Genomic DNA, 25,206 nt, shown 5'->3' on the forward strand with positions numbered 1-25,206 from the left:
TTCAGGGCGTCGTGTCACCATCTTTGCAGGGAAACCAGCTATGCATTTTCCAGGAGCCCACATCATCAGTGTGTCCCAGTTCGAACGCAGCGATGTCGAGCGCATCTTCGACGTTGCCAGCGCCATGCGCCCCTACGCGCACCGTGAACGGGTAACCAAAGTGCTTGATGGCGCCATTCTCGGCAATATGTTTTTCGAACCGAGTACCCGCACGCGCGTCAGCTTCGGTTGCGCCTTTAATCTGCTGGGCGGTGAAGTGCGAGAGACAACCGATATCAAAGCCAGCTCGCTGACCAAAGGCGAGTCTCTCTACGACACTGGACGTGTAATGAGCGGCTATAGCGACATCATTGTCATGCGCCACCCCCAGGCTGGCTCGGTCGCTGAGTTTTCAAGAGCCAGCCGGGTACCGGTACTGAACGCCGGCGATGGCCCCAATGAACACCCCAGTCAGGCCCTGCTGGATCTTTACACCATCAAGCGCGAACTGATGTCACGCCAGCAGGGTATCGACGGCATGCATCTGGCAATGGTCGGCGACCTTAAACACGGCCGCACGGTCCACTCGCTGTCCCAGCTGGTCAGCCTGTACAGCAATATTCGCTTTACCCTGATTTCACCCAGGGAATTACGCATGCCGGAAGAGATCGTTGAAGAACTCCGTCAGCGTGGTCACGAAGTGGTGGAAACCGAAGACATGGAGTCAGGCCTGACCGCCAATGACATCGTGTACCTGACACGGATCCAGGAAGAACGTTTCGCCAGCAAGATGGAAGCCGATCTCTACCGGGGACGCTTCCGCCTTAACCAGGCAATCTACACACGTTACTGTCAGCCCAACACGGTCATCATGCACCCACTGCCCCGTGATTCTCGTGACGATGCCAACGAGCTCGATAATGATCTGAACCAACACCCCAATCTGGCCATTTTTCGCCAGACAGACAATGGAGTGCTGGTACGTATGGCATTGTTCGCACTGACGCTGGATGTTGCAGATCAGGTTGATAAACACGCTCGCGACGTCAACTGGTATACAGAACGCCGCTTCTGAGCCGTCAGGAGATACACACATGGACCTTCAGAACCTGTTGAGCACGATGGTGGCCAAAGAAGCCTCGGATCTTTTTGTGACCGTCGGTGCGCCGGCCAGCATCAAGGTTTTCGGCAAGGTCAGTGCGATATCAGACTCGCCCGTCAGCGAACGCGACACGGAAGCGCTGGCAAGCCACATCATGTCGAGCGAACAGGCAGAGCAGTTCCGGCGCGAGTCCGAAATGAATCTGGCATGGCTGGAACCGGACGTCGGCCGTTTTCGAGTCAATGTCTATCGCCAGCGCGGACAGACTGCACTTGTTTTCAGACATATCAAGACTGACATTCCCACCCCACAGCAATTGGGACACCCTGACATTCTTAAACAGCTGGTCATGGAAAAACGCGGCCTGATCCTGTTTGTTGGCGGCACGGGTACCGGCAAGTCAACCTCACTGGCGGCCTTGATCAATCATCGAAATGCCCATGACAGTGGCCACATCGTCACAGTGGAAGACCCCATAGAATTCATCTATCCGCACCAGAAGTCTTTGATCAGTCAGCGCGAAGTCGGCATAGATACTCTCAATTATCAGAATGCCCTGAAAAACACCCTGCGCCAGGCACCCGACGTGATCCTGATCGGTGAAATCCGCGGCCAGGACACCATGGAACATGCTATCGCGTTTGCAGAAACCGGCCATCTCTGCCTGGCAACGTTACATGCCAACAATGCCAATCAGGCTCTGGACAGAATTATCAATTTTTTCCCGGAAGAGCGTCATCGGCAGCTGTTTATGGACCTGTCGCTGAATCTTCGCGGCCTGATCTCGCAACGGCTTATTCCCTCAACTGATGGTCGCAGGGCGGCAGCTTTCGAAATCCTGCTCGGTACGCCGCGGGTGACCGACCTTATTCGTCAGGGGAAAGTTGACGAGATCAAAGAGGTTATGGAGAAATCGGAAGAACAGGGTATGCGCACATTTGACTCAGCCCTGTTTGGCCTGGTCCGAGATGGCCGCATTTCCATAGACGAAGCACTGCGCAATGCCGATTCCAGGAACAATCTGCGGCTGCGACTTGAACTGGCCGGTGGCGGGAAGCTGAGTACATCTGCTGATGTCAGCCAGCAGGACAACAGCGCTCAGAGCAAAAAGGAAAACACCAATATCGACTACAGCGGTTTGTCGCTGCGCCCCAAAGACTGAAGCTTCATGGCGGCATTCGCACGCCACCGTCCAGGCGGATCACCTCGCCGTTCAGGTAGCGATTTCTGACAATGGATAGCGCCAGGTCGGCAAATTCTTCCGGCAGGCCCATCCGTTTGGGATACTGAATAGACTGCACCAGGGCGTCTCGAACCTGTTCAGGAGCCGCCTGCATCATCGGTGTTGAAAACACACCGGGGGCGACTGTCATGATCCGTATCTGGTCGCGAGCCAGATCTCTCGCAATTGGCAGCGTCATGCCGACCAGTCCGCCCTTGGCGGCGCTGTACGCAGCCTGGCCGCGCTGCCCATCGAAGGCTGCCACCGAAGCAACATTGATGATCACTCCCCGATCTGCATCACCCTCAAGCTCTCGCTGGCACATGGCAGCGGCACACAGACGCAGTACGTTGAACGTACCAATCAGATTTACATCGACAATTCGGCGAAACATATCAAGCGGCATGGGGCCATCTCGGCCCACGGTTTTGGCAGCACCACCGATACCAGCACAATTGATATTGATATGCAGCCCGCCAAACTTCTGCATTGCAGAATCAATGGCACCCTGCACACTCTGCTCGTCTGTAATGTCGCCAGCCTGCCAGGCCACTTCCCCCGCCACGCTCGCTGCAGCTTCAAGCAGCCGTTCTTCATCACGGTCAAACATCAGCACTTTCGCGCCACTGGCGACCAGCGCCCGGGTAGCCGCAAGCCCCAGGCCTGAGGCAGCGCCTGTCACAAATGCTGTTTTTTCCTGAATCTCCATGGTAAAACCTCCGCATGCAGTCAATTATGCAAGCATGTAAGATGCAAACAGTTGAAGCAAGTGCTTATTGATAGCGCACTTAAAACAAGATCAACACCGGGTGAGAAAAACAACAATGACACCAAGATCAGACAACAACAGCATCCAGCAGTCGCAGGAAAAACCAGGCGGCCCGCTGCAGGGTCTGAAAGTTGTGGAGATGGCCGCCATCGGCCCGGTTCCGTTTACTGCAATGATGCTGGCCGACATGGGTGCCGACGTTGTTCGTATCGACCGCTCAAAAAGCAAAGACGAAAGCTCGCCCAATGCCATGGATCGCGGTCGGCAGAATCTCACACTGAACCTTAAAAAAACTGGCGATCTTGAGCAGGCACGTCGACTCATTGCACAGGCGGATGTATTACTGGAGGGATTCCGCCCCGGCGTGATGGAGCGGCTTGGCCTGGGGCCGGAGCCGTGCATGGCGGACAATCCGCGGCTTATTTATGGGCGCATGACCGGCTGGGGCCAGCAGGGTCCTCTGGCTGCAGCGGCTGGCCATGATCTCAATTACATCGCCTTGAGTGGCGCCCTGCATGCCATGGCAGATGGAGAGACCCCACCTCGCCCACCACTCAACCTTGTTGGTGACTATGGTGGTGGCGGCATGCTGTTGCTGTCGGGTGTGCTTGCTGCCCTGCATGAACGCACAAAATCGTCCAGGGGCCAGGTGATAGATGCCGCGATGAGTGACGGTACCGCGCTGTTGATGTCACTACCCTATGCGCTGTATAACTCCGGACGCTGGACACAGCTACCAGGAAAAAATCTGCTCGATGGCGGTGCGCCCTTCTATCAGTGCTATAAATGTGCTGATGGTAAATTTATCAGCATTGCGCCGATTGAACCTCAGTTCTATGAGGAGCTGCTGCTGCGTTGCGGAGTCAGGGCCGACAAGGAAAATGCCCTGTTGTTTGAGCAAATGAATCAGAGCAGCTGGCCTCGCATGCAGGAACAGCTAAAGCATCTATTCGCAACGCACTCGCGCGATCAGTGGTGTGAATTACTGGAGGGAACTGACGCCTGCTTCGCACCTGTGCTAAGCATGTCGGAAGCGCCAGAGCACCCACACAACAGGGCACGCGAGACTTTTGTCAGTCTGTCTGGCCAATCTGGTAAATATCAACCTGCGCCGGCACCACGCTTTTCCCGCACCCCCTCCGGCTGCGGCGCAAGCCCAACTGTCACCGACATCGATGCCGTCATGCAGCGCTGGTCGGCAGAATTGCCGTCGGTCAGAACTCTCACCTCCGATACGGAAGCCAATCAGGCTGCGGCACTGCAGCAAGAGGTTCAGTACCTGAAGAGCAGACTGGAAAAGCTGGAGACCACTGATTCTTTGACCGGACTTAACAATCGGCGCAGCTTTTCTGAACGATTGCGACAGGAACACGCCCGGATTCAGCGCGGCGACCGCACTGCCTGTCTGCTGCTGGCCAACATCGATCATTTCCGGCATATCAATGAGCAATATGGCCACGAAATGGGTGATCAGGTACTGGTCAGATTCGCAGAGATCTGTAACAGCGTTTTTCGCCAGTACGATGTTGTCTGCCGTTGGGGCGATAGGGAGTTTCTCATACTGCTGCCAGCAACAGACAAGCACCAGGCAGGAGCGGTGGCGGACCGTTTACACCAGACACTTACTGATGTCAGTCCGGACGATGACGAACAGTCCATGAAGCTTACTGTAAGCATTGCCATCATCACCATGACAGCTGATAAAGATATTAGCGCTTTGTTGCGACAGCTCGACGACATGCTCACTGAAGCCAAATCGGCCGGGCGCAATGTCACTGTGCTTGATTGACATACAATTCAATTGATACGAATAAGCTGACCAAGGAAATTAAATGCTGACGATTGACGAGTATCTCAAATACGACGCGACCGGCCTGGCACAGTTGTGCCGGGAAAAGGAAGTCACTGCCGAGGAATTGCTGACCATCGCCTGCGCCAGGGCAGACGCCGTCAACCCGAAGCTGAACGCACTGGTGCATCGTGAAGACAGATCGGCAATGGAGCTTGCCCGGCGACAGGATCACGAGCCAGGCGATGGACCACTGGCGGGTGTTCCATTTGTGATCAAAGAGGTCAATGCCGTCAAGGACTGGCCCTACACACGAAGCACTCCATTGCTTCGAGACAATGTCGCCCGCCAGCACAGCCGGATTGCACAACGTTACTTCGCTGCCGGGCTGCTTCCCTTTGCCAGCAGCAACACGCCAGAGCTTTGCCTGACCATAACCACAGAGTGGTCGCTGTTTGACCTGTGCCGCAATCCGCATAACCCTGAATTCAGTGCAGGTGGCAGCAGCGGCGGCTCTGCCAGTGCCGTCGCTGCCGGTATTGTACCCGCCGCCGACGCCAGCGATGGTGGTGGTTCCATACGTGTACCAGCCGCCTGTTGCGGGCTGATTGGTCTCAAACCAAGCCGTGGTCTGACCGTAACGGAGCCTGACATGGGCAACGCCTGGAGTGGCATGAGCGTCAGCCATGTTGTCTGCCGTTCGGTACGCGACAGTGCCGCGTTTCTGGATATACAGAAGCTGTCCAGGCCGGACCTGTTTGCCCTGCCACCGCAGCCTTCAAGCTTTACTGATGCCTGCCAGCGGACACCAGGCAAGCTGACCATCGCTGTGCAGCTGGAACACCCAGGCGGCGGCGCAATTCACCCTGAATGTCAGGCCGCTGTAGAGGGAACCGCCCGTCGATGTGAAGCCATGGGACATCAGATCGCGCTCATCGCACCGCCCGTGGACTACGCGGCCGCAGGCAGTGCCATGGCGGTCCTTATCAACATTCATGCAGCCCAGATCATCGCGCCCCTGCTGGAGCAGAAACAGCAGGAACTCAAAGACGCACAGTTGTCCGAGTCAGTGCTACGAATGGTCGCGCGCGGTATCAAGGCCACAGCCCGGGAATACCTGCAGGCAATCGACACACTGAAACAGATAGAGCGGCAAATGGCAGACTTCCATCAGCAGTATGATCTGGTACTGTCTCCGGTGCTGGCGCGCCCGACGGCCCCTCTGGGCTGGCTGGACATGAACAGTCAGGACATGCGCGAATACGCCAGCCGCTATGCCGCTTACAGCCCGTTTACTGCACTGTTTAACGGCACCGGCCAGCCCAGCATCTCGCTGCCGCTGGGGAAGAGCCAGCAGGGTTTGCCCATCGGGGTGATGTTCAGTACCGCCTGGGGAGGCGATCAGACGCTGCTGCAACTGGCCAACACATTAATTGAGGGCGTTGTGCCGGTTGCTGCAAGCTGACCCTGCTGTTGTTATAATGCGCGCCTTTTTGGCACCGATTGTTATTTAAAAGGTGCGCTATTGTCGGCATGCGGTACCCGGCAAGCCGATTTTTTGTCAACCATTCACCTACTGACACAGGATACTGATCGAAGATGAGCAAAACCAAGTTTTCCCGCTGGCGCCCTCACCCATGGCACGGCATTGCTGCTGGCCCGGATGTTCCGCGTATTGTTACCGCCTACATTGAAATCAGCCCCTTTGATCAGATGAAGTATGAAATTGACAAGGATTCGGGATACCTGTGTGTCGACAGACCTCAGCCGACTTCCGCACAACAGCCCACGCTGTACGGATTTATCCCGCGGACCTACTGTGGCGATCGTGTACGCGATCTGATGCCTGGCGCTGAATGTGGCGATGGCGACCCGTTGGACATCTGTGTGATCAGCGAACGAGCCATAGACCGCACAGAAATTCTGATGAAAGCAAAAGTGGTTGGTGGCCTGCCAATGAACGATGGTGGCGAGGCTGACGACAAGATTATTGCCGTCCTGGTAGATGACCCTGCGTTTGGCCATGTCAATGAAATCAGCGAGCTGCCGCCCATCATGATTCATCGCATCGCTCACTACTTCCGCACCTACAAGATGGTGCCCGGCAAAGAAAACAAGGTCACAATCGGCGAGCCTTACGGCTTCGACCGCGCCGCTGAAGTCATCGCAGCGTCAATGGCCGACTACGATCAGGACTACGGTCACCTGCAAGAGCAGGAGTGATCGCAAACGGTCAGACTTTTAGTCCATGCCTGACCGCAGTAACCTCGGCAAGGATCGCGATTGCGATCTCAGCCGGGGTTTTGCTGCCAATCTGGAAACCAATCGGTGCATGCAGGCGATTGATCTCGTCCTCAGATAGTCCCAGCTCCGGCAGTCGCTCGCGTCGATTGGCCGAGGTTCGGTCAGAGCCCATGGCACCAATGTAAAACGCCGGCGTCTTCAGGGCCTCCATCAAGGCCATATCATCAACACGCGGATCATGCGCGAGAGCAATGATGCCGCTGTAGGGGTCGCTGAACCCATCACGTACCAGATCGTCCGGCAACTCTGTCGAGAGGTGCACGCCCTCGACGTGCCAGTTGTCCAGATAGGCGGGGCGCGGATCACACAGCGTCACCTCATAGTCCATTACCAGCGCCAGCTCTGCTACATAACGGGCGACATCTCCGGCGCCCAGCAGAAGCAGTTTATAGCGAGGACTCAGACTGTGGATCATCTGTTGATCATCAACCAGCACCGCCTCATCCGAGGTTTCATCGAGTGTCGTCACTGCGCCGGATTCAAGGTCAACGCGACGGCTGATGGGACGATGATTGTTGAGCGCCTGGTCCAGCGCATCGAAAACCTGGCGCTGTGCGTCGTCCGGCGCCAGGAACTCTACCAGCACGTGCAGTTGTCCACCACAGGGAAGGCGCAGGCGCGCCTGCTCTTCAGCGGACACGCCATAATGAACAACAAAGGGTCGCGGATTTTCCTGGTATTGCTGCTTCAGGCTGCCATCCCGCAGCTGCTGCAAAAAGTCTTCTTCAATACAGCCACCAGAGATCGAACCGACCAGCTCGCCATCGGGCGTGCAGGCCATCATGGCGCCGACAGGACGCGGTGAAGAGCCCCAGGTCTTGAGGATGGTACATAACCATACGGCTTTATCCTGACGAAGCCAGGCCGCGACCCGGTTGATGATGTGGTGTTGACTGCTTTGCATAACTATCCTGACTTTTTGAGTTTGAGCGATACTACGTTCAGCGCAGCAATGACAGATTCCTCAGACATAGCGCGTCTTCCAGCTGCCCCGCATGAACAGCACAATACCCAGAACACTCATTGTGGCATCGGCAATAAAGACAGACCAGTATACACCCTCTGGCCCCCAGCCGGCTCCCTGAGAAAGGCTCCAGGCAAGGGGAATCTGCACAATCCAGAAGGCGGTTACGTTCATCCAGGTCGGCGTCATGGTGTCACCGGCGCCATTAAATGCCTGCGTTACCACTGAGCCGATCGCCAGAAAAACAAAACCATAACTGAGGATACGCAGGCTCTGGATACCGTTTCTGACTACCTCGGGGTCCTGGCTGAAAAAGCTCATGACCCAGGACGGCATCAGTATCAGCACCAGCGCCACTGAACCCATGTACATCAGGTTGTAACGTGCCACCTGCCAGACAGTGCGTTCTGCGCGATCTGGCTTGCCGGCCCCCAGGTTCTGCCCCACCAGAGTCGCAACAGCATTGCTGAGCCCCCACGATGGCAGGATCACAAACAGAATGACACGGATGGCAATCGTGTAACCTGCCACTGCATCGGCACTATTCAGCGAGACCAAACGCATCAAAAACACCCAGCTCGCTGTCGCAATCAGGTACTGCGCAATACCACCTACCGATATACGGCAAAGTTGCAGCACAATGCCCAGTCTGAGTACCAGATCTGACAAAGCCACCCGAATACGGCGGTTGTGCGAGCACAGATAATACAGCTGGTAGGCAACCCCGACGCCACGCCCAATATTGGTGGCAACAGCAGCACCCGTCAGCCCCATTTCCGGGAAAGGACCCCAGCCGTAAATCAGCATTGGGTCCAGGACTATGTTGATACCGTTGGCCAGAACCAGCGAGCGCATGGCGATACTGGCATCACCTGCGCCACGGAAGATGGCATTGTTGAGGAACAGAAAGACGATCGTAAACGCGCCACTGAACATGATGCGCGTATAGGTTTCGCCCGTCGCAATGACATTGTCACTGGCACCCATCAGAGCGAGTATGCGATCGGCGTAAAAGAACCCGAGCACCCCCACCACGCTCGACACAAACAGACCAATCCAGAGTGCCTGTCCGGCCGCCTGGGCAGCAGCGAGTTTGTTCTGTTCACCAATTCGACGGGCCACCAGTGCGGTTGCGGCCATGCTGATGCCAATCGCGACAGCGTACAGCAGAGAAATCACTGCTTCGGTCAGGCCAACGGTAGCAACCGCATCCGCGCCGAGCCCGGCAACAAAAAAGATATCCACGATCGCGAACACCGACTCCATGGCCATTTCCAGAATCATCGGAACGGACAGCAGGAAGGTGGCGCGTGCGATCGAGCCTTCTGTGTAGTTGATGCTGGCATTACCCACCAGCGCTTGTTTGAACAGGCTCAGACCTGCTTTTAATTTTGCAAACATGTTTCAAATCCGGTAGTCGGACGCAGTCATGTCAGCCGCTGCCGGCATCATTCCGATGTGCTGAAAGCTCTGACTGGTCTGGAATACAAAAGGTCGGGTGCGTGGAACCCGGGTTTAATACCGAAGGTGAAACAATGAGGCGGGGTTTAATGAGAAAGTGAAATGCGTCGATGCGGAGCGATCACATTAAATTCACAACACTCCTTGTCTCACCAGGCTGCTGCTATCTTTAGTCGTACCAGCTTCATGGAAATCTACTCCTGTGTAGTTACTCAATAGAGTTCATCGAAGTATAATCCCGAATTCTGTCGCTTGTCTTTACCTAAATTTGTCACAGTGTGTTACAGTAGAGGGCTTTTGACAGCGATCTCCAGCAACGTATCGGAACCACCCACGGATGACCTTACCCGTATTAATATGTGACGACTCCAGACTGGCACGACGCCAGATGGCGCGTTCACTCCCGGAAAACTGGGATGTTGAAATCACCTTTGCCGAGAACGGCCAGGAAGCCATCGACATGATCCGCCAGGGCAAGGGTGATCTGCTGTTTCTGGATCTCAACATGCCGGTAATGAATGGCTACGAAGTGCTGGAAATCATCCGACAGGAAGACCTGCCAACACTGGTACTGGTGGTTTCCGGCGATATACAGACAGAGGCTCGACGGCGCGTCATGTCCAAGGGGGCACTGGACTTTATCAAAAAGCCCGTAACCGCTGATCAGATTCAGGAATTGCTCGAGCGCTATGGCATCTATGATGCCGCTGCCAATGAAGACGCCCACGCCCACATTGTTGACGGTGACGCGCTGCAATCACCTGACTTTAAGGAAGCTTTCCGCGAAGTCATCAACGTCGCCATGGGACAGGCTGGCAGCCACCTTAGTGACCTGCTGGACACCTTTATTGGGCTGCCAGTACCTGATGTGCTCGAGTGCGCGTATAAAACACTTCCGCGACACCTCAGCTATGCAGATGGTACCGGAATGAGTGCTGTATCCCACGGTTTCAGTGGCAATGGCATCGCTGGCGAGGGTGTGCTGCTGATGAGGACCGACCAGATGAGCGAACTGCGCACACTGGTCGCCAGCGACCTGCCAGCCAAGGCCGATACCGATGCCGGCATTCTGACAGATCTTTCTGAGCTTCTGGTCGGGGCCTGTCTAAAAGGCATCAGCCAGCAGCTCGATCTGGATTTCAACCACAGCTACCCTGCTGTGCTGGGCCACAACCTGCAATGCGCTGAATTACTGGACAGTGAGCACAACGAACAGGATGTGCTCGCTGTCACCATCACCTATCAGATGATGCATCCGGTTCTGGAGTGTCACCTGCTGCTGTTGCTGACTTCCGATTCCATACCCGCACTGACCAGCCGTGTTCAGCTGATCAGTGCGTCTGACTGACGAGACACCTGCATGCCACTTCAGACATTGTCATCCGAATCCCCTGACAGCACCCAGCGCCTGCATCTGCTGATGCAGCTTTTGCAGACACTGGACAATGGCCTGATCCTGCTGGACGAGAATTACAATGTACAGCTGTGGAACAGCTTCATGGAGAACCACAGCGGTATCCCCATCAGCGACGCCCGTGATCGCAATCTGTTCGAGCTGTTTCCTGACCTGCCGCGCAGCTGGCTGACCCGGAAAATTGACTCTGTTTTCAAGCTTCAGAGCCGGGCGTTCTGCACCTGGGAGGAACATCCCAGACTATTTGATTTCAAGAGCACACGCCCGCTGACAGGCCACTCGGACAAGATGTACCAGAACGTCACGCTGATCCCGCTGCACGGCCTCAACAACACGGTTTCACAGGTCTGCCTGCTGATCTATGACGTGACTGAAATAGCCACGCGGAAAAAAGAGCTTGAGGCCGCCAATGACACCCTCAAACTTGTCAGCCGCACCGACAAGCTGACAGATGTCTTCAACCGTGGCTTCTGGGGAGAGTGTCTTGAGCAGGAGTTTCTGCGCTGTAAACGCAGCCAGCGACCTGCCTCCCTGATCATGTTCGACATCGATCACTTCAAGACATTTAATGACACACATGGTCATCAGGCCGGAGATGAAGTTCTTCGCGTGGTTGGCCGTCTTCTGAAGCGATTCCGACGTTCAACGGATACTGCCGGGCGTTACGGTGGCGAAGAATTCGGCATCATTCTGCCCGAAACCCATATCGACCAGGCATTGGTATACGCAGAGCGCTTGCGCAAAAAACTCTCCGATACTGTTATCGAGTGGGAAGAAAAGAGCCTGCGCGTCACAATAAGCCTGGGTATCAGTACGCTGAACCCTGACATGAACGCCTATCAGGAGTGGATAGAGAAGAGCGACCAGGCGCTCTATCTGGCCAAGAAAGCCGGACGCAACCAGTCACATGCCAACAGAAGCTAAGCAAGGTCTGTGGAGCAGCTAACCCAGTAAATCAAATGGCGAGTGCTGCTGTTCTAGCACCAGCAACTGCCGCTTGCAAGCCAGCCCTCCCCCAAACCCGGTTAATGAGCCGTCACTGCCAATAACGCGGTGGCAGGGAATGACTATCGGGATGGGATTCTGCCCATTGGCTGCACCAACTGCACGGCTGGCATCAGGCCTGCCTATCTGCCTGGCGATGTCACCGTAACTGGCTGTAGCGCCATAGGGAATCTGTTGCAGGGCCTGCCAGACCTGGCGTTGAAAATCAGTGCCCTGCGGCGCCAGATTCAGATCAAAAGATTTTAACTCCCCAGCAAAGTAAGCCTGCAGTTGTTGCTTGACCTGTTTGAATGCTTCATTGCGACGCATCCAGTCAGGTTGAGGCTGACGCGCAGCCTTGCCAGAGGGAAAACCAATCAGCGTCAGTGCACTGCCATCTCCGGCCAGCAGCAGACTGCCGACCGGAGACTCGTAGACACTATAGTAAGTAGTGCTCACTGTTGTGAGCGCAGCTCATCTGACAGCGCGATTGCGCGGGAAATGACATATTGCCGGATAGCGGCAGAGTCCGACGGTTCCAGCTGACCGGAGAATGAGACCATGCCGCCGTCCGCCAGTTCACCTTCCAGCACTACCGCATTCCACTCTTCCAGGTCATGCAGGCGCTCGGAATAACGCAGATCAGGGAACACGCCGGCGCCATCACTGGCCGCATTGTTACCGTGACAGACGCTGCAGAAGCGACCGTACGTCTGCTCGCCCTGAGCCAGCATCTCATTGTTGGCAACAAGCGCCGGAGGATTCAGCTCCTGCTCTTCCGCTACCGCGATTTCGGTCGGCAACTGGTGATCACCCTGCAGTGCGTAGACCAGCACACGGGAGTTGTTGCTGGATTCACGCGTGGTAGATCCAATCGCACCCGGTCCAACCTGTGGCAAGGCGCGTGAACCTGTCACTACCGCAACATACTGGGTGCCATCCAGCATGTAGCTGATCGGTGCTGCCACGGTGTGGGATTGCGTGATGTGCGACCACAGGCGCTCACCATCGGTATCGCGATAGGCAACAAATTCGCCAGCCGCGTTGCCCTGGAATACCAGGCCGCCGGCAGTGGACATCACACCGGCTGCTGCAGTCGGCACCAGCTGAGGCTGACGCCACACCTCGCGCTGCGCTACCGGATCCCAGGCCAGCAGGTAGGCACTGCGCTGCGGCGCGGCGTCGCCGGCCGCTGCTACCAGACGTGCGCCTTCAGCCATGTCGGTACCGGTGTTCCAGCCGCGCTCCGATCTCTCAAATTCGGGCTGGGCTACGTATCCCATGTAGTTTTCAGTCGCAGGCAGATACACCAGATTGGTTTTCTGGCTGAACGACATGGGATACCAGTTGTGTCCACCCAATGCACCGGGTGACACGATGACCGGAACGCCTGTTTCGTTGTAGCGCGCCTCAGGAATTTCGACGGGTCGGCCGGTTTCCAGGTCAATATGGCTGGCCCAGGTCACCGGCACGAAGTTCTCAGCAGACAGCAGACGTCCAGTCAAAGCATCCAGGACATAGAAGAAACCGTTCTTGGGCGCCTGCATCACAACCCGGCGTGTTTCACCGCCGATATTCAGGTCAGCTACGATGATCTGCTGGGTAGCCGTGTAGTCCCAGGTCTCGCCAGGTACGGTCTGATAATGCCAGACGTAACTGCCGTCATCAGGATTGACCGCCACAATTGAAGTCAGGAACAGGTTATCACCGCCGCCGGGGCTGCGCAGTGACTGGTTCCAGGGAGAGCCGTTGCCCACGCCGATGTAGAGCAGGTTTGAATCGGGATCGTAGGCCATGGAGTCCCAGACGGTGCCACCGCCACCCATGACCCACCACTCGCCGGTCCAGGTATCGGCTGCCCACTCCAGCTCCGGCTGTTCAAATCCATCCTCAGGATTGCCCGGCACCGTGAAGAAGCGCCACATTTCGTCACCATTGTTGGCATCATAGGCGGTGATGTAACCACGTACGCCGTATTCACCACCGCCATTACCGATAATGACCTTGCCATCGATGATGCGCGGCGCGCCGGTGATGGTATAGGGCTGGCTCTGATCCGTGGTCACCACACTCCAGACCTGTTCACCGGTATCAGCGTCCAGCGCAATCAGGCGACCATCCAGCGCGCCGAAAAAGACTTTGCCATCCCATACGGCAACGCCACGGTTGACCACGTCACAGCAGGCGTCCACGCCTCGTGCACGATCCACTTCCGGATCAAATTCCCAGAGCAGCTCGCCTGTGCGCGCATCATAGGCTTTCACCATGCTCCAGGCAGTGGTGACGTACAGGGCACCGTCCACCATGATGGGTGTTGCTTCCTGACCACGGCTGGTATCGAGGTCTGCCGACCACACCAGGCCCAGGTCAGAGACAGTGTCTTCGTTGATCTGATCCAGCGGTGAGTAGCGTTGTTCCCAGTACGAACGTCCAGTGGACATCCACTGGCCGGGTTCGTTATCCGCATTAACCAGCCGCTCAGTAGTCACCGATGCCTGATAGGCCGGATAGGATGGCGTCTCCACCGGCGCGCTTTGCGTTTGCGTGGGAGCAGTCTGCTCTGCAGGACCGCAGGCTGCCAACAGTAAGGCGGCAGCGGCCACCAGACTCAAGTGTGTTTGTTTGATCATCTATTCCCCCTGCTCGCAGCAGACTGTTTTGTTATTTTTCGAGTTATTATTCAGATCGCAGCTTGAAGACCAGAATCGCATTGCCGGGCATCTGGCTGAATGTTGCGTAACCAGAACTCACTACCATGTATTCGCCAGACAGCACTGGACCGGTGGCATCGATGGAACCACCTCGTGTCTCCACATTATTGATGGTCTGATAGTCCTGAACTGTGTTGAATTCCCAGACCAGCTCGCCGGTCTGCGCATCGTGTGCAAACAGATGGCCATTCAGTGAGCTGGCGATCACAACATCGTCACTGCTGGTAACCGGGCCAGAGTAGGCCTCCATGCAGCCCTGCTGTCCTTCCTGACAGCGCTCAGGTGCCGGTGCATACCAGAGCACTTCACCGGTTTTCATGTCTACAGCGTGCAGGCCGGGCATCGGGGTGATGCCGTTGCTGTTCAGACCACCGCGATCAGAAACCGGCACATACAGCACATCACCATCAAAACTCATACCCCAGTGGATGCCACCCAGAGCGCCACCACGACCCACTCGTGTTGACCACAGCAATTCGCCATTGTTGTCGGGATCCAGTCCGACCAGGACTGCACCCTTGGTGCCGGCGACCACGATATCCTGCCCGTTGGACAGGGTTGTTGTCACGATGGGTGCACCGATGTCGACATCCGGACCAGCGTCCGGGCAGTTGGGGTGCTCACGCCCCAGCGCACAGGCCATGGTAAACGCATCATCGGGCGTGGTCTGATGGATCCATTCGATATCACCACTGTCCATATTAAATGCAATCACCGAGTCGCTGCTGTTGCTGGCCGGGCGACTGTAGTTCTGCCCGGTGCCGGCATAGACGATGCGGCGCTCGGGGTCGATACTCGGGGCCTGCCAGATAGGTGCGCCCGACGGAGCATAGAATGGGTTGCCGAGACTGTTCTCACCTGCCAGTGTTGCCTCTTCCATGACATAGGTATGCCACAGCTTGATACCGGTATCGAGATCAAACGCCGCAACATTACCGCGGAACGTACAGCAGTGATGGTCAGGCCGACCGGCAGCACTGACTTCAGCCGAAGACACTGGCACAAAGATTTTGTTGTCATAAACAACGGGTGAACCTGTGCTGACCGCGTAGGGATGCGGGTCAACCTCGGCACTCCACTTCAGCTCGCCAGTCCGTGCATCCAGGACATGCAGCTGGTTCGACACGTCGGCGATCACTGCCAGCCAGGTGTCATGTGTACTGGAGAAAGCAATGGTGACCGCGGCCCGCACTTCGCGTGGTGCCTCATAGGTCCAGTAGTCACAGCCGGTTTCCAGATTCATGGCGCGCACTTCACCACTGGTGCTGCCCAGGATCATCACATCATTGATGATGGTTGGCTGAGCGCGCGCGACGGATGCGTTTTCCAGCCCGTAAGCCCAGACCAGCTCCAGTTGATCAATATTGCTGGCATTGATGGCGGTGCCCGTCGCAGCCTGGTGGCGGGGATTGCTCAAGCCGTTACCCCAGCCATTCCAGTTACTGGCCAGTGACAGGTCAAATTCTGGCATGGGCAGCTCACAGCGGGACGATGCGACAGACATTTCAGTGCTCTCCTCGCGCATCGGTTCGCCGGCCAGATACTCGGACAGGGCAATACGCTGTTCAGCCGTCAGCGCGGCGCCCTGCGGTTGCATGATACCTTCTGTCAAAGCACGAAAAATGCTGTTTGCGGTATAAGTTGTCAGAGAGTCGCGAGGTGGAGTCCGGTCATCCTGTGGGGCGGTATGACACATGGCACAGTACTGGGTATAGAGACTGTCACCATCCAGATTTTCTGCAGCCTGAACACCAGCCACCAATGCGGCATTAACCAGCAATGAGCCAATGAACAGCGATGCGAGCAAGCGCCGACTGTGTTTTAACATACCACTCCCCTATCAACATAAAGCGTCATATTAGGCGTAAACATTCTTGGTTTACTGTAATCAGTAATGCCCGCCTGACAACGACCGGAAAGGCACCTGATTTTATCCTTCGATGTTACCGCAATCGCCCATCAAAGCGAACACATGATCGATCTGCCGAGTGCTGGATACGGCAAAGTCATACGCTTCTGGCCCTCGGACAGCCCGATAGTGTATAGTTCGCGGCAAGAAAGTCCCTGCCATAACAAGCACATGCAAGCCCTGAAGGAGTGACAGCCGATGAGTAACGATAAGACACGCAAATACTCCAGCCAGGTTGTCGATGGTGTCGAGCACGCGGCAAGCCGCGCCATGTTGCACGCCGTCGGTTTCACGCGCGAAGACTTCCGCAAACCCCAGATCGGAATTGCCTCCACCTGGAGCATGGTGACGCCGTGCAACATGCATATCAACGACCTTGCCGAGCACGTCAATCGAGGCGTCGACAGTGCCAGCGGCAAGGGTGTCATCTACAACACGATCACAATATCCGATGGCATATCCATGGGTACCGAAGGCATGAAGTATTCTCTGGTGTCCCGGGAAATCATTGCCGACTCCATAGAAGCGGTATCCGGCTGCATGGGGCACGACGGCATCATCGCTATTGGCGGCTGTGACAAAAACATGCCTGGCTGCCTGATGGGGCTGGCAAGGTTGAACCGCCCTTCTCTGTTCATTTATGGCGGCACCATCCTGCCAGGCAAGAACCACACCGACATCGTTTCGGTTTTTGAAGCGGTGGGCGGTCATGCAGCTGGCAATGTCTCCGATATCGAACTGCGCCAGATTGAGGAAACCGCCATCCCTGGCCCCGGCTCCTGTGGTGGCATGTATACAGCCAACACCATGGCCTCAGCAATCGAGGCTCTCGGCATGAGTCTGCCTAACAGCTCAGCCCAGAATGCCATCTCCAAAGAAAAGCAGGACGACTGCCTGAGGGCAGGTGCGGCCATCATGAATCTGATCGAACGGGACATCAAACCCTCCGACATCATGACACGGGCAGCCTTTGAAAATGCCATCAAGGTCGTCATTGCGCTGGGCGGATCCACTAACGCCGTGTTGCACCTGATTGCCATGGCACACACGATAGGCGTGACCATCACGCTGGATGATTTCAGCAGAATCGGAAAAACCACACCAGTGCTTGCCGACCTGCGCCCCAGCGGTCAGTACCTGATGTCCGAGCTGATCGAGATCGGCGGCATCCAGCCATTGATGAAGCGCATGCTGGATGCCGGCATGCTGGATGGCAATTGCCTTACGGTAACGGGTAAAACGCTGGCGGAAAACCTGGCTGATGTGGCGCCCTATCCGGACGATCAGAAAATAATCTATTCTTTCGACAAACCCATCAAGAAAGACAGCCATCTGGTGGTCATGAAGGGCAACCTGGCCCCCGAAGGTGCCGTCGCCAAGATCACTGGCAAGGAAGGCCTGACCTTTACTGGGCGAGCACGCGTGTTTCAGTCGGAAGAAGACTCTCTTAAGGGCATCCTTGATGGCAGCGTTGTCTCAGGTGATGTGATTGTTATTCGTTACGAAGGCCCGCGTGGCGGCCCCGGTATGCGTGAAATGTTGAGCCCCACATCTGCCATCATGGGGCGTGGCCTTGGCAAGGATGTGGCACTTATTACAGACGGCCGATTCTCTGGTGGCAGCCATGGATTCGTGGTCGGTCATGTGACGCCGGAAGCCTTTGTCGGTGGCCCCATCGCCATCGTAGAAGATGGCGACCTGATCACCATCGACGCGGAGACGTGCCAGATCACACTGCATGTTGACGACAGTGAAATAGAAAACAGATTGAAGAGCTGGCAGCCCCCAGCCCCTCGCTATAAGCGCGGCGTGCTGGCAAAATACGCGCGCACCGTTGCCTCGGCGTCCGACGGCGCTGTTACCGATCGCGATATCTAAAGGGGCACCAGTATGCTGATTCGATACCAGCTGGATAAACAGCGACATCTGATACCCAGCCAGGGCGAGATTACCAGTGACTCACTGGCCGCGGCGATGTGGCTGGACCTGGTCAACCCGGATGACGATGAACGCAACCTGATCGAAAGCCTGCATAGCCAACCGCTGCCAGACACTGAAGACGTTGAGGAGATCGAGGCCTCCGCGCGCTCCTACCAGGACGAAGCCGGCCTGCACGTTCACTCACTTTTTTTGCACAAGAGCGATGAGCGCCATCGCAACACCAGCGTTGCGTTTACCCTGACAGACACACAGCTTATTACACTCAGGGAGCGCGAGATTCCTGCGTTCCGTCTGATGCGTATGCGTGGTCGGCGTCTTCGTGGACTGGCTGAAGATCCGGTAGCCATTCTTCTCAGCCTGTTCGAAATCAAGATCGATGACCTGGCCGATACGCTGGAAGAGGTTTATACCCAGCTTGAGGAAACCAGCAACCTGGTACTGGAAGATAACGACACAGATATCGAGGACGCACTGGACGAACTGGCCCGCCAGGAGGACACCAACGGCAAGGTCCGTCTCTGCCTGATGGACACCCAACGGGCGCTAAGCTTCCTGCTGCGGCGGGGCAAACTGTCGGCGGTCCACGCTGAAACCGCACGCGAACTGCTACGTGACATCGATTCACTGTTGCCACACAACAGCTTTGTATTCGACAAAATCAACTTCCTGATGGACGCTGCTCAGGGTTTTATCAGCATCCAGCAGAACCAGATCATCAAGACCTTCTCTATTGCCGCAGTGGTGTTTCTGCCGCCCACAGTGATTGCCAGCATCTATGGCATGAACTTCGACTTTATTCCGGAGCTGGAATGGAGCATGGGCTACCCCTGGGCACTGGGATTGATGGTGCTGTCCGGTGTCGCGCCGTATGTGTTTTTTAAACTGAAAGGCTGGCTGTAACGTAAGAACCTGACGCTATAAATAACAAAAACATATGTGATGGGGTCATCATGAAGTCTACGTGGCACGCGCTGGTCAATCGATCCATCAACATCCGTCAGGGCGAAGGCCCTTCGCTGTTTCTTTCAGCCCTGTATTATTTCCTGCTGCTCTGCGCCTATTACATTATCCGCCCCATTCGCGATGATATGGGCGCTGCTGGCGGCGTCGAGAACCTCGCCTGGCTGTTTACCGGCACGCTGATTGGCATGATGCTGTTGCACCCCGTGTATACCGCCATGGTGGCGCGTTTTACCCGACGGCAGTTCATTGCTCTGGTTTATCGCTTTTTTATCGCCCAGCTGATCATATTCTATCTGGCCTTTCAGGCGCTTGATGGCATCAGTGAAGTCTGGGCCGGCCGCGTGTTTTTTATCTGGGCCAGCGTATTCAATCTGTTTGTAGTGTCGGTGTTCTGGTCGCTGGTCAACGACGTATTCCGCCCCTCGCAAAGTAAACGGCTGTTCGGAGTCATAGCTGTCGGCGGTACCGCAGGTGCCCTGATGGGGTCAACAATTACCTCCATCCTCTCTTCAGCACTGGGGCCGGTAACTCTGCTGCTGGTATCCGCCGCCCTGCTGGAGATCGCTGCGCGTGTCTCACGTTATCTCAGCGACAACGAACAATCCCTTGCCATGGCTGCCATCGATGATGAAGCAACAGGTCAGGACAAAGACATGCGGAATATCGAAAGACCCGATGCCGCCACCCTCACGCAACAGGTCAGCGACAAACAGAAAGAAATCATTGGTGGCGGTGTCTGGGAGGGACTGACGCATGTGATGCGCTCACCTTACCTGCTCGGTATTGCGCTATTGATGCTGATGTTTACCATCGTGTCGACCTATCTGTATTTTGCGCAGATCGCCATCGTCAATGAAGCTTTTGGTGATGACCGGGTAGCCCGTACACAGCTGTTCGCTAACCGCGATGTGATTGTCAACTCAATTACACTGGTCGTGCAGATGTTTCTGACCGGTCGCATTCTGCGCTGGCTGGGCATCGGGGTGAGTCTGGCATTACTGCCGGTGGTAAGTTTTGTCGGCTTCGGCATGCTCGCCGTTGCACCGGTGTTACTCGTGGTCATTACTTTCGACGTGATCAGACGCGCCGGCAACTTTGCCATTCAGCGCCCCGCGCGTGAGTCACTGTATACGGTCGTGTCACGCACTGACAAATACAAGGCCAAAAACTTCAACGATACCTTTGTGTACCGGGTCGGCGATCAGGTCGGAGCCTGGTCGTATACCGCGATGGCATGGTTTGGCATGGGACTGACGGGTCTCGCCTTGACAATGCTGCCTGTCTCACTGTTATGGTTTTTCCTTGCGCTCTGGCTGGGCCGCAAATACAAAGATACCTATCAGGAGCAGGCAGACAGTCGCTGATCAGAAGTCGATGACGCCGATCAGCGAAATATTGCTTCTTGAGCGGCGATCGCGTGTGTGATGGTAGTAGTCGTAGAACACCTGCACACGCTTGCCACGTGCCAGCTGCCTGACAATTCCAACCGTTCCTGTCACAACAGAGCGGTCATCAATCGGAAAGGCCATATTGGTATCAAACTGATAGTCGTAGGCCAGCTCGCCAAACATGCTCCAGTCACTTCCCTCACGGAAAGAGCGACTGACATTAAAGCCGCTGCGCAGCAATGAGAGCCGCTCGTGGTGACCGAAGGGCTCGGAGGTCTGTCGCCCGAGGCTGTCAGTAAACTGCTCGTAGCGATTGTCCAGCATCTGCAGACTCGTGGTCCATCGCAGCACTGAACGCTCAGGTAGAAATGGCAGTTGATTGGGGTAAAAACGTCCGATCAGGTCTGCCTGCAGATACTGCCGTGTGTATTCATTGTCCCGAGCGATATTCAGGCGGCCAGCAGGTGTATTTACATTGACCTCGCTGTCACCCTGATACTTAAGGTGGTCGTATCGAATACCGGCTGACCACACGGGCCCAAACGACATGCCTGCATCAAAACGTGGTCCGAAAGACTGCCCCCGGGACCGACCATCGGCATACAGAATATCCGCTGTCGTTTCCTCGGCACCAATGCCAATGCTGACAAAACACTGCGCCGTCGGTGCATACAGGATTCCGAGGTCAAGACGGTCACTGCGGCTCTGTACCCTGCCCGGTTCATCGCGGCCGGCCACTCGAACCAGCACACGCCCGAACACAGGACGGGCCACATTATCAAAGATCGGAATCAGGGAGTCATTCTGAGTTACCCAGGTATTGCTCCGCGAGCGCATATCATCAGCGTCAGGTGCCCCAGGACGACCCTGCGCTCCCTGATACAAACGCTGAGCAGTCTGATAACTGACGGCCCGGTTGACCATCTCGCCAAAATCACTGCCGGATGAACAAAAAGCCCGGAGGCCCGACTCACCCATGGCAGCCATCCATTGCCCCCTTTCCTGGGGGTCGAAGCATGGCTCGACATGGCATAAACGCTGGCAACGCCCAGCGTCGCCGTCAGTTTAAAAAGATTTCTTGCAAACTGTCTCTGGAACATAACAACTACCTGTCGAAAAAAAAATCAGCGCACAATGTCATCAGACAAAAATTTATGCACATTTTTTCAGAAGCAGGCTTCCAATCGAGTAGCCGGCACCAAAGGAACACAATACACCCAGCTCTCCAGGCAACATGTCCTGATGGTGCAGGTTGAACGCTATGATCGACCCCGCCGATGCTGTATTGGCATAGCGGTCCAGTACGATGGGAGCTTCGTCGCCATCAGGCATGCGTCCAAGCAGTTTTTTTGAAATCAACTGATTCATATTGATGTTTGCCTGGTGCAACCACCAGCGGCGGACATCCTCTGGCTGGTAACCGTGAAGGCGCAGATGCTCGGCCAGGTGCTCAGCAGCCATCGGGCAGACTTCCTTGAACACTGAGCGGCCTTCCTGATGGAAGAGTTTGTCAGCCGTGAAGGGATCTCCGTCGTAGGCGCGTGACATATAACCAAAATTGGAACGTATGTTGTTGGAATAAAGCGTTTTCGCCTGCGTGCCCAGCACGTCAAACTGGTGTTCACTGCTGGCAAGGTCCTTGCGCTCCACAATGACTGCCGTGGCCACGTCACCGAAGATGAAGTGACTGTCACGATCGCGGTAGTTAACCTGCGGTGACACCAGCTCGGGATTGATAACCAGCACTGCACGCGCAGTACCGGCTCGGACCATTTCGTAGGCACGGTGCAGGGCGAAGGTAGCCGCTGAACAGGCAACCAGCATGTCAAAACCAAAGCCGTTTATACCCAGTTCATGCTGAACTTCGATCGCAATCGCCGGGTAGGCACGCTGGGTGTAGGCGCAACTGACAACCACTGCATCAATATCTGAACCGGTTTTGTTGGCTGCTGCCATTGCCTTGCGCGCAGCATGCAGGGCAATCTCCGCCTGGTGACTGAGTTCGCCGTCAGCGCGTTCTTCTATCCTGGGACGCATACGATCGATATCCAGAATCCCGTCCTTGACGTAGACGTAGCGTTGCTTGATACCGCTGGCCTTCTCTATGAAGTCTGCATCCGATTTCATTACCGGTTTGACTTCACCTGCTTCGATACCAGCGGCATGCTCCTGATTGAACTTGTCGGCATAGGCATTTAGTGCCTCGACCAGCTCATGATTGGTTACTACGTGTTCAGGTGTCCATAGACCAACACCACTGATCACTACCTGCTCAATTGAGTTAAGCAAACGCATCAAGCTATTCCTTTGTATCTGTTTGGCAAAATTGAATCAATCGGTGATCGCTGCATAGGTCAGTGCCTTGAACGTGGCACGCAGAGGAACACGGACATTCATATGCTGGATCATGACAATACCGATCAGGTCTTCGACAGGATCGATCCAGAAAATGGTACCTGCGGCACCGCCCCAGTAATACTCACCGTCCGAACCAACACCACCAGCGGCTGTCTGATCTTCCACCACTGCAAACCCGAGACCGAAGCCAGTACCGTTTACAAAACCTGGCAATGTCTGCGGGTCATGTGCACCCTGATCACCAAAAATGCCTGGAAGATGGTTCTGTGTCATGTACTCCAGAGTCTTGTTGCCAATGATGCGCGCGCCATCAAGCTCACCACCGTTAAGTACCATCTGGGCGAAACGCATATAGTCTTCCGCGGTGGACAGCAGACCGCCACCACCGGACTCGAAGGTCATACGGTTCACAAAATTGCTATTGGCAGGATTGTCAGCGATTTCCAGCTGACCAGATTGCGGATTGTAACTATGATTGGTACCGAAGCGGTTCAGCTTTTCCTGTGGCACCTGGAAAAAGGTATCCTGCATCTGCAGCGGCTCGAAGATGCGGGTCTCAAAGAACTCGCCCAGTGTCATGCCTGATACCGCTTCGACAAGCGCACCGAGAACGTCAGTTGAAACACTGTAATGAAAACGCGTGCCGGGCTGATACTGCAATGGTATCTGTCCCAGTCGCTCAATGAAGGTATCCAGATCCGGCGCCGCCATGACGTTGGCGTCCCGATACTGGCGGTCAACCATGGTGTCGCCGAATACGCCGTAAGTAAGGCCTGAGGTGTGCGTCATCAGCATCTGCACGGTCATCGGACGCTCTGGTGCAACCAGGGCACCGCCTGGTCCTGCCACGCGAACATTGCGGAAAGCCGGCAGATATTTCTCCACCGGGTCGGTAAGAAGCAGCTTGCCTTCCTCGTACAACATCATCACGGCCAGCGTGGTGATCGGTTTGGTCATTGAGTAGATACGGAATATGCTGTCCTGCTCAACATCCTGACCAGTCTGCTGATTGATATCGCCATAGGCATCAAAATGAACGATTTCCCCGCGACGGGCAATCATGCTGACGACGCCTACCAGCTCGCCATCGTCCACATATTGATTCAAAACCGGTGCGATACGCTCCAGGCGCTCTGAAGACATACCGACCGATTCAGGCGAACCATAGGAGAGATTGTCGGCTGCTGCTGTGGAAACCAGCGTCAGGGCCGCGCCCAGAAATGCTGCAGCCCTCAGAACCTGTCGGCCCGAGAATGTCTTCAATTGCATACCCCACCCCTTTTCTATTGTGATTCTTGTACGTCGTTATTCGTTTTTTATGAACAGGTTCAGATGATAACTCAGCACCCCGGATATTGTAATACTCTGCTGCAGGCTGGCTTTTCCGACAAGGGAGCGCAAGGACTGCTGTCACACTGAGCCTCAGGAAGTGTTGGTCAGTGAGAAACAATCAAAATACTCGTTGACATTCCAGGAACCTGCTGTAGACTGCGCGATAAGCCAGAATACCGGCTATATTTATGTCTGCAATACGAAGTGCCGCAATCAGTCCCTCGTTCTGTATCTCATATTTGTAATCGTATTTGAGCTTCGTGCTTTTAAGCTTGATGCTTTAGGAGCGTTTATCCACTTTGACGCCGGGCGTGACCGCCAGGGTCGGACAAAGTGTTATTAATACCTATTTAATACCGCTGCAACATTTGCAGCAACAAGGAAATTCAGTATGTCTACAGTTACCGGCCAGGTGAAATTTTTCAACGAAACCAAAGGCTTTGGCTTCATTCAGCAGGACAACGGTCCTGATGTCTTCGTTCACTACAGCGCCATCAAATCAGACGGCTTCAAGACTCTGGCAGAAGGCCAGCGTGTTGAGTTCACAGTTTCGCAAGGCGCCAAAGGCCTGCAGGCTGAGAACGTCATCGGCCTGTAAGGCATACGCACAGCTTTA

At 55.5% G+C, this 25,206-nt stretch carries 20 protein-coding genes; 11 read left to right on the forward strand and 9 right to left on the reverse strand.

The features are described from left to right. Nucleotides 1–40: 40 nt before the first annotated feature. Nucleotides 41–1,054 carry an aspartate carbamoyltransferase gene (locus QGM61_RS05640; protein ID WP_281132264.1) on the forward strand — a complete coding sequence of 338 codons (1,014 nt, stop codon included), beginning with the start codon at nt 41–43 and terminating at the stop codon, nt 1,052–1,054. Nucleotides 1,055–1,073: 19 nt separating this feature from the next. Then, entirely contained in the window at nt 1,074–2,243 is a 1,170-nt protein-coding gene (locus tag QGM61_RS05645; protein WP_281132265.1) for a PilT/PilU family type 4a pilus ATPase, read from the forward strand. 4 nt (nt 2,244–2,247) lie between these two features. On the opposite strand, the gene QGM61_RS05650 is transcribed toward QGM61_RS05645, so the two are convergent. Then, entirely contained in the window at nt 2,248–3,012 is a 765-nt protein-coding gene (locus QGM61_RS05650; RefSeq protein ID WP_281132266.1) for an SDR family NAD(P)-dependent oxidoreductase, read from the reverse strand. A 115-nt stretch (nt 3,013–3,127) separates the two neighbouring features. Between QGM61_RS05650 and QGM61_RS05655 the strand changes: the two genes are divergently transcribed. From QGM61_RS05655 to QGM61_RS05665, 3 genes are all read left to right on the forward strand, one after another. Beyond that, a complete protein-coding gene (locus QGM61_RS05655; RefSeq protein WP_281132267.1) occupies nt 3,128–4,861 on the forward strand; it encodes a CoA transferase in 1,734 nt (577 codons plus the stop codon). A gap of 43 nt (nt 4,862–4,904) precedes the next feature. Beyond that, complete coding sequence (locus QGM61_RS05660) at nt 4,905–6,326, forward strand: amidase (protein WP_281132268.1); 1,422 nt, start codon at nt 4,905–4,907, stop codon at nt 6,324–6,326. Between the two features lie 134 nt (nt 6,327–6,460). Beyond that, on the forward strand, nt 6,461–7,084 hold the full coding sequence (locus QGM61_RS05665) for an inorganic pyrophosphatase (protein ID WP_281132269.1): 624 nt from the start codon (nt 6,461–6,463) through the stop codon (nt 7,082–7,084). Nucleotides 7,085–7,094: 10 nt separating this feature from the next. Here the strand turns inward: QGM61_RS05665 and QGM61_RS05670 are convergent, their stop codons facing one another. Both QGM61_RS05670 and QGM61_RS05675 read right to left on the reverse strand, forming a co-directional pair. Further along, complete coding sequence (locus QGM61_RS05670) at nt 7,095–8,069, reverse strand: XdhC family protein (RefSeq protein WP_281132270.1); 975 nt, start codon at nt 8,067–8,069, stop codon at nt 7,095–7,097. Nucleotides 8,070–8,129: 60 nt separating this feature from the next. After that, nucleotides 8,130–9,530, reverse strand: coding sequence for an MATE family efflux transporter (locus QGM61_RS05675; RefSeq protein WP_281132271.1), 1,401 nt, complete (start codon nt 9,528–9,530; stop codon nt 8,130–8,132). 397 nt (nt 9,531–9,927) lie between these two features. Here QGM61_RS05675 and QGM61_RS05680 point away from each other — a divergent pair, with 397 nt between their 5' ends. Further along, a complete protein-coding gene (locus QGM61_RS05680; RefSeq protein WP_272907269.1) occupies nt 9,928–10,938 on the forward strand; it encodes a response regulator in 1,011 nt (336 codons plus the stop codon). 12 nt (nt 10,939–10,950) lie between these two features. Continuing rightward, nucleotides 10,951–11,928, forward strand: a complete 978-nt coding sequence (locus tag QGM61_RS05685) for a diguanylate cyclase (RefSeq protein ID WP_281132272.1) — start codon at nt 10,951–10,953, stop codon at nt 11,926–11,928. 18 nt (nt 11,929–11,946) lie between these two features. Here QGM61_RS05685 and QGM61_RS05690 read toward each other — a convergent pair whose 3' ends face one another. From QGM61_RS05690 to QGM61_RS05700, 3 genes are read right to left on the reverse strand one after another with little or no spacing between them, the layout of a single operon-like run. Then, nucleotides 11,947–12,447 (reverse strand): methylated-DNA--[protein]-cysteine S-methyltransferase, encoded by a 501-nt coding sequence (locus QGM61_RS05690; protein ID WP_237133968.1) that lies wholly within the window; start codon nt 12,445–12,447, stop codon nt 11,947–11,949. After that, entirely contained in the window at nt 12,444–14,618 is a 2,175-nt protein-coding gene (locus QGM61_RS05695; RefSeq protein WP_281132273.1) for a PQQ-dependent dehydrogenase, methanol/ethanol family, read from the reverse strand. Before QGM61_RS05695 ends, QGM61_RS05690 begins: the two co-directional genes overlap by 4 nt. A 46-nt stretch (nt 14,619–14,664) precedes the next feature. Continuing rightward, nucleotides 14,665–16,527, reverse strand: a complete 1,863-nt coding sequence (locus tag QGM61_RS05700) for a PQQ-binding-like beta-propeller repeat protein (RefSeq protein ID WP_281132274.1) — start codon at nt 16,525–16,527, stop codon at nt 14,665–14,667. A 279-nt stretch (nt 16,528–16,806) separates the two neighbouring features. Between QGM61_RS05700 and ilvD the strand changes: the two genes are divergently transcribed. The 3 genes from ilvD to QGM61_RS05715 are packed head-to-tail and all read left to right on the forward strand — an operon-like array spanning nt 16,807 to nt 20,876. Further along, nucleotides 16,807–18,486 carry a dihydroxy-acid dehydratase gene (gene ilvD, locus QGM61_RS05705; RefSeq protein WP_281132275.1) on the forward strand — a complete coding sequence of 560 codons (1,680 nt, stop codon included), beginning with the start codon at nt 16,807–16,809 and terminating at the stop codon, nt 18,484–18,486. Nucleotides 18,487–18,498: 12 nt separating this feature from the next. Continuing rightward, a complete protein-coding gene (gene corA / locus QGM61_RS05710; protein WP_237133964.1) occupies nt 18,499–19,449 on the forward strand; it encodes a magnesium/cobalt transporter CorA in 951 nt (316 codons plus the stop codon). Nucleotides 19,450–19,499: 50 nt separating this feature from the next. After that, nucleotides 19,500–20,876, forward strand: a complete 1,377-nt coding sequence (locus QGM61_RS05715; protein ID WP_281132276.1) for an NTP/NDP exchange transporter — start codon at nt 19,500–19,502, stop codon at nt 20,874–20,876. Here the strand turns inward: QGM61_RS05715 and QGM61_RS05720 are convergent, their stop codons facing one another. The 3 genes from QGM61_RS05720 to QGM61_RS05730 all read right to left on the reverse strand — a co-directional run bounded on the left by QGM61_RS05720 (nt 20,877) and on the right by QGM61_RS05730 (nt 24,527). Next, the gene (locus tag QGM61_RS05720) at nt 20,877–21,878 is read right to left on the reverse strand and encodes a hypothetical protein (RefSeq protein ID WP_281132277.1); all 1,002 of its coding nucleotides are present in this window, start codon (nt 21,876–21,878) and stop codon (nt 20,877–20,879) included. A gap of 174 nt (nt 21,879–22,052) precedes the next feature. Continuing rightward, on the reverse strand, nt 22,053–23,177 hold the full coding sequence (locus QGM61_RS05725) for a beta-ketoacyl-ACP synthase III (protein WP_317622160.1): 1,125 nt from the start codon (nt 23,175–23,177) through the stop codon (nt 22,053–22,055). Between the two features lie 54 nt (nt 23,178–23,231). Beyond that, a complete protein-coding gene (locus QGM61_RS05730) occupies nt 23,232–24,527 on the reverse strand; it encodes a serine hydrolase domain-containing protein (protein WP_281132279.1) in 1,296 nt (431 codons plus the stop codon). 454 nt (nt 24,528–24,981) lie between these two features. Here QGM61_RS05730 and QGM61_RS05735 point away from each other — a divergent pair, with 454 nt between their 5' ends. Next, a complete protein-coding gene (locus tag QGM61_RS05735) occupies nt 24,982–25,188 on the forward strand; it encodes a cold-shock protein (protein ID WP_237133959.1) in 207 nt (68 codons plus the stop codon). Nucleotides 25,189–25,206: the final 18 nt, after the last annotated feature.

Origin of the sequence: Pseudohongiella sp. SYSU M77423 (assembly GCF_029911965.1) — a bacterium.
Taxonomy (GTDB): Bacteria; Pseudomonadota; Gammaproteobacteria; order Pseudomonadales; family Pseudohongiellaceae; genus Pseudohongiella.